Source organism: Micromonospora sp. NPDC049799 (genome assembly GCF_040656655.1).
Taxonomy (GTDB): Bacteria; Actinomycetota; Actinomycetes; order Mycobacteriales; family Micromonosporaceae; genus Micromonospora.
Genome location: NZ_JBFAMU010000375.1, coordinates 1 through 4846 on the forward strand (window position 1 = coordinate 1; position 4846 = coordinate 4846).

A 4846-nucleotide genomic window follows, 5' to 3' on the forward strand; every position below is an offset into this window, starting at 1 on the left:
CCAGGAACGGGCCGAGCGGCTGGTACTCCCAGGCCTGGATGTCCCGGGCGGACCAGTCGTTGACCAGCACCACGCCGAAGACGTGGTCGGCGAAGCCCCGGCGGTGAGCCCGGCCAGCAGCGGCAGCCACAGGCTGAGGAGCACCTGCCGCCACAGGCCGGCGGCGCGCGGGCGGGTGAGCACCAGTCCGTCGCCGCCCGGCAGGGCCCGCCCCTCGATCAGGGTGCGCCGCCCGTCCAAGGGGCGGCGGACCGACACGTTGCGCCCCTCCGCGATCCGCTGCACCACCCGGGGCGGCAGGCCCGGCCGGTCCGCCCTGCCGTCCCGGATCAGGTAGGCGCCGACGCCCTGGGCGCGCAGCTGGCGCAGGAGCCGTTCCTCGTCCACGGTGCGGGTCGTGTCCAGACGCGACCGCAGCACCTCGGTGGCGAGCCGGGCCTGGGCGGCCAGCGCCTCGGCGTCGCGGTGCTCGACCCCCCGCACCGCCAGGGGCACCGCGACGAGGGCCGTGACCAGGACCGATACCAGCGCGACGGCGCAGGTGACGAGCACCGCGCGGGCGGTCAGCGTACGCACGGGACCGAAGCGTCGGGGCGGCGGCGCCGGCCGGCGGCCGATCACCGGGAGCGCGACGGTGGGCTGCTCCGGTCGGATCGGCCCGGCGGGGGCCGGATGCTCAGCCATCGGCGGCGTACCCGACGCCCCGGTGGGTGCGGATCACGCTGGCCGCGCCGAGCTTCGCGCGGACCTGTGCCACGTGGACGTCGACCGTGCGGGTGCCGGCGTGTGCCGCGTACCCCCACACGCCGGCCAGCAGTTCCTCCCGCGTGTAGACCCGCCCGGGTCGGGCCATCAGGTGGGCGAGCAGGTCGAACTCGGTGGAGGTGAGCTGGACCGGGGCGCCGGCGGCGGTCACCGTCCGCTTCGCCGGGTCCAGCACGACCGCGCCGACGACCCGGGGGCGCCCCACGCCCTCCGGCGGACCGGCCGTGCGGCGCAGCACCGCCCGCACCCGCGCGACCAGCTCCCGGGGGCTGAACGGCTTGGTGACGTAGTCGTCGGCGCCGAGTTCCAGGCCGACGATCCGGTCGACCTCGTCGTCGCGGGCGGTGAGGAAGATGACCGGCGTCCAGTCGCCCGCCTCGCGCAGCCGGCGGCAGACCTCGGTGCCGGCCATGCCGGGCAGGGCGATGTCCAGGACGCAGGCCACCGGGCGCAGCCGCCGCGCGGCGGCCAGGCCGCCGGTGCCGTCCCGCTCCAGGTGTACGCCGAAACCGTCCCGGGTCAGGTAGAGCCGGACCAGGTCGGCGATGGCCGGCTCGTCCTCGACCACGAGGACGAGGCCGCGGGTCGGGGCGTCGGCGGTCACCGGCCCATGATGGCCGACCCGGGGGCGGGGTGGACGTCAGGACAGTGTTCGGGTTCGGTAAGGAACGCGTCAGCGGATCACGGCGGGGCGCAGCGGCGCGGGTCGCGCGGCGGCCGGCAGGTCGCCGATGGTCTTGACCAGTCGCTCGCGCGACGTACGCAGGCGCGTGCGGAAGGCGTGGTTGAGGAGGGCGTCGAGCTGCCACACCTGCTTCGGGTGCCGGGTCCGGACGAGGAACCGCTCGCGGATGCCGTCGATGGCCGTGGCAGCCAGCTCGACCGCCTGCAGGCGCGGGTCCGGGCTCCACGTGACGTTGCTCAGCTCGCGCAGCTCGGTGTTGAGGTGCAGGCGCAGCCGGTGCAGCACCCGGGTCTGCTGGGTGATGACGAGCCGGCGGTGGGTGAGGAGCAGCAGGTACTCGCCGGAGGCCGGACGGTCGGGACGGCTGCACCGGGTGACCAGGATGGTCGCGTCGCCGGAGCCGACGCACCCACGGAACACCGGCATGTGTCGGGTGGCGGTCTGCAGGGCGAGACCGGCCTCGGTGGCGGCCGGGAGGAACGTTCGGGAGAAGACGTCCATGACTGGCCCAACGAGCGGTGACCTGGGGTGACGTGGGTCACTCGGAACAATTGGAAGTTCCACGCCACGGAGTCGCACCGCCTGTGCGACATCCCCGTCATGCCCACGCCGCGTGGACCACCTCGGTCAGAGCGGGGCCGGCTCCCAGAGCTCCTCCAGCCAGCCCGGGACGGCGGCGGCGTACTCGGCGCGGGCCGGATCGGTGGTCCGCAGGGCACGCCGCCACGACAGCGACCGGCTGACCACGGTCACCGTCATCGCCAGGGCCGCCGCCTCCCGCAGGGTCGCACGGTCGTACCGGTCCGTCCACGCCTCCAGGTACGCGTCGCGCAGCCGGACCAGCACCGGATCGCCGTTGGGCAGATCGAAGGTGTGCGCGACCGAGCGCAGCGTCACCAGCAGCGTGCCGAACGGGTGCGCGAGGGAGGCGTCGCCCCAGTCGAAGAAGCGGTGACCGTCGCCGCCGGCGAAGACGTTGCCGTCGTGCAGGTCGTCGTGCTGCACGCTGGCCTCGACGCCCAGGTCGGCCAGCCGCCGGCAGTCCTGGGCGTACCGGCCGGCGTGGCCGCGCAGCCGGGCGTACACCTCGGGCGTGAGCCCGCCCTCCCGGCCCACCAGCAGGGACTCGTCGTCCTGGAGCAGCGCCTCGAACAGCTCCGGCAGCAGATCCGGCCGGTGGTCGGGCAACCCGAGGGCGAGCAATTCGCCGGCGTGCGGGGTGACGGTGCGCTGAAGGTCGGCGTACTCGGGGAGGACCTGCTCCCACCGGCCCGGGTCGCGGTGCCGGCCCAGCAGTTCACGGAGGGTCTCACCGCCGTCGGGCAGCAGCGACCAGCCCCGCCCGGCGTCCACCGCGATGGGGTCCGGCACCCGGTCGGGCGTCAGCCGGGCCAGCGCGGCGAGCACGCCCGCCTCGTACCGGGTGCCGTCGCTGTTGGCCTTGAACCAGGCGTCCCCCGCGTCGGTGGGCACGCGCCACACCAGGGACCAGGGGCGTACGCGCTCCTCCACCGGCCCGGTGACGCGCCGGCCGTGCCGGCCGAGCTGGTCGGTCACCCAGCCCCGCGCGGCCTCCCGCCACCCCGGCCCGTCCCACTGCGCACCTACGACGTCGCCACCCACGCCGGGGACCGTAGCCCGCCGCCCGACCACCGGGCGAACCGATTTCCGCCGCGGGTCAGAGGAGTTCGACGATGGTGGCGTTGGCCATGCCGCCGCCCTCGCACATGGTCTGGAGGCCGTAGCGGATGCCGTTGTCGCGCATGTGGCCGAGCATCGTGGTCATGATGCGGGCACCGGACCCGCCGAGCGGGTGGCCGAGGGCGATCGCGCCGCCGCGCGGGTTGAGCCGCTCCGGGTCCGCCTCGGTCTCCGCCAGCCAGGCCAGCGGCACCGGGGCGAACGCCTCGTTCACCTCGTACACCCCGATCTCCTCGATGCCCAGCCCCGCGCGCCGCAGCGCCCTCGCGGTGGCCGGGATCGGCGCGGTGAGCATGGCCACCGGGTCGTCGGCGGCGACGACGGCGGTGTGGATGCGGGCCAGCGGGCGCAGGCCGTGCCGGCTGGCCCACTCGCTGGTGGTGACGGCGAGGGCCGCCGCGCCGTCGGAGATCTGCGAGGCCGAGCCGGCGGTCACCACGCCGTCCGGGCGGAACGGGGTGGGCAGCTCGCCCAGCTTCTCCAGGGAGGTGTCCCGCCGGATGCCCTCGTCGGCGGCGAACTTCCCACCGTCGGCCAGGGCGACCGGCGCCAGCTCCTCCTCGAAGGCGCCGGCGTCCTGCGCGGCGGCCGCCTTCTCGTGGCTGGCCAGGGCGAACTCGTCGAGCTGGGTCCGGGAGAAGCGCCACCGCTCGGCGATCAGCTCGGCACCGACACCCTGGTTGAAGGGCAGCGGGGAGCCCTGCGCGACGCCCTCGACGCCCCGGTAGCGCTCCAGGATCGCGTCGCTGAACGGCAGCCCGCCGGCCACGCTGGACCCCATCGGCACCCGGGTCATCGACTCGACGCCACCGGCCACCACCAGCTCGGCCTGGCCGGAGACGACGGCCGCGGCGGCGAAGTGCAGCGCCTGCTGGCTGGACCCGCACTGCCGGTCGATGGTGGTGCCCGGCACCGACTCCGGCCACCCGGCGGCCAACACGCCGTTGCGGGCGATGTTCCACGACTGCTCACCGACCTGGGAGACGCAGCCCCACAGCACGTCGTCGACGAGGGCGGGGTCGATGCCGGTGCGTTCGGCGAGGGCACGCAGCACGTGCGCCGACAGGTCGACCGGGTGCACGCCGGCCAGGCTGCCCTTCCGGCGCCCCACCGGGGTGCGTACCGCGCCGACGATGACTGCGTCACTCATGACTACTCCCCGGTAACCTCGGCTGGCTTCGATCGTACGTCCTCGGCGGCCGGTCGTCCGCCCCCGCTGGCATGCTGGACGGATGCTTCCCACCGAGCCCCCGGCCCGGCAGTGGCGGGTGCCTCCGGCCCTCCCCGCAGCGAAGGCGGCCGGCGCGGTCGTCCTGGTCGCGGTCGCCCTGCTGTTCGCCGGCGGGGACATCGTCCAACTGGTGCTGGCCGCACTGGCCGCCGCCGTCCTGCTCGGCTGGGCGGCGCGGGACGTGCTCGCTCCCGTCCGGCTGGCGGTCGACCCGGAGGGGATCACCGTGGTCCGGGGCTTCGCGGGCCACCGCCACCTGCCCTGGTCCGCCGTCGAGGCCGTCACCGTCGACCGCCGCAACCGTCGCGGGCTCGCCGGGCCGGTGCTGGAGATCGACGCCGGCGAGTCCCTGCACCTCTTCGGTCGCACCGACCTCGGCGCCGACCCGGTCGAGGTGGCCGAGGCGCTGCACGAGGCCCGCCCGCGCTGACGGCGGTCCCGCCACCCGGCGGTGCCCGCCGGGT

General features: G+C 75.5%; 6 protein-coding genes and 1 pseudogene. 1 reads left to right on the forward strand and 6 read right to left on the reverse strand.

Annotated elements, in window-relative coordinates; translation table 11 throughout:
- The 6 genes and pseudogenes from AB0I76_RS22465 to AB0I76_RS22490 all read right to left on the reverse strand — a co-directional run.
- On the reverse strand, window positions 1-154 hold a 154-nt coding region (locus AB0I76_RS22465), incomplete at its 3' end, for a fumarylacetoacetate hydrolase family protein (protein ID WP_357038723.1).
- Window positions 97-684, reverse strand: a pseudogene (locus AB0I76_RS22470) (two-component sensor histidine kinase); the annotation flags it as partial. The pseudogene AB0I76_RS22470 and the gene AB0I76_RS22465, both read right to left, overlap by 58 nt.
- On the reverse strand, window positions 677-1369 hold the full coding sequence (locus AB0I76_RS22475; protein ID WP_357038710.1) for a response regulator transcription factor: 693 nt from the start codon (window positions 1367-1369) through the stop codon (window positions 677-679). The pseudogene AB0I76_RS22470 and the gene AB0I76_RS22475, both read right to left, overlap by 8 nt.
- A 69-nt stretch (window positions 1370-1438) precedes the next feature.
- A complete protein-coding gene (locus AB0I76_RS22480; protein WP_357038713.1) occupies window positions 1439-1951 on the reverse strand; it encodes a hypothetical protein in 513 nt (170 codons plus the stop codon).
- A gap of 126 nt (window positions 1952-2077) precedes the next feature.
- Window positions 2078-3073, reverse strand: a complete 996-nt coding sequence (locus AB0I76_RS22485; protein WP_357038716.1) for a phosphotransferase — start codon at window positions 3071-3073, stop codon at window positions 2078-2080.
- Between the two features lie 55 nt (window positions 3074-3128).
- Window positions 3129-4301 (reverse strand): acetyl-CoA C-acyltransferase, encoded by a 1173-nt coding sequence (locus AB0I76_RS22490; protein ID WP_357038718.1) that lies wholly within the window; start codon window positions 4299-4301, stop codon window positions 3129-3131.
- 82 nt (window positions 4302-4383) lie between these two features.
- On the opposite strand from AB0I76_RS22490, the gene AB0I76_RS22495 reads away from it, so the two are divergent.
- On the forward strand, window positions 4384-4812 hold the full coding sequence (locus AB0I76_RS22495; RefSeq protein WP_357038720.1) for a PH domain-containing protein: 429 nt from the start codon (window positions 4384-4386) through the stop codon (window positions 4810-4812).
- Window positions 4813-4846 lie beyond the last annotated feature (34 nt).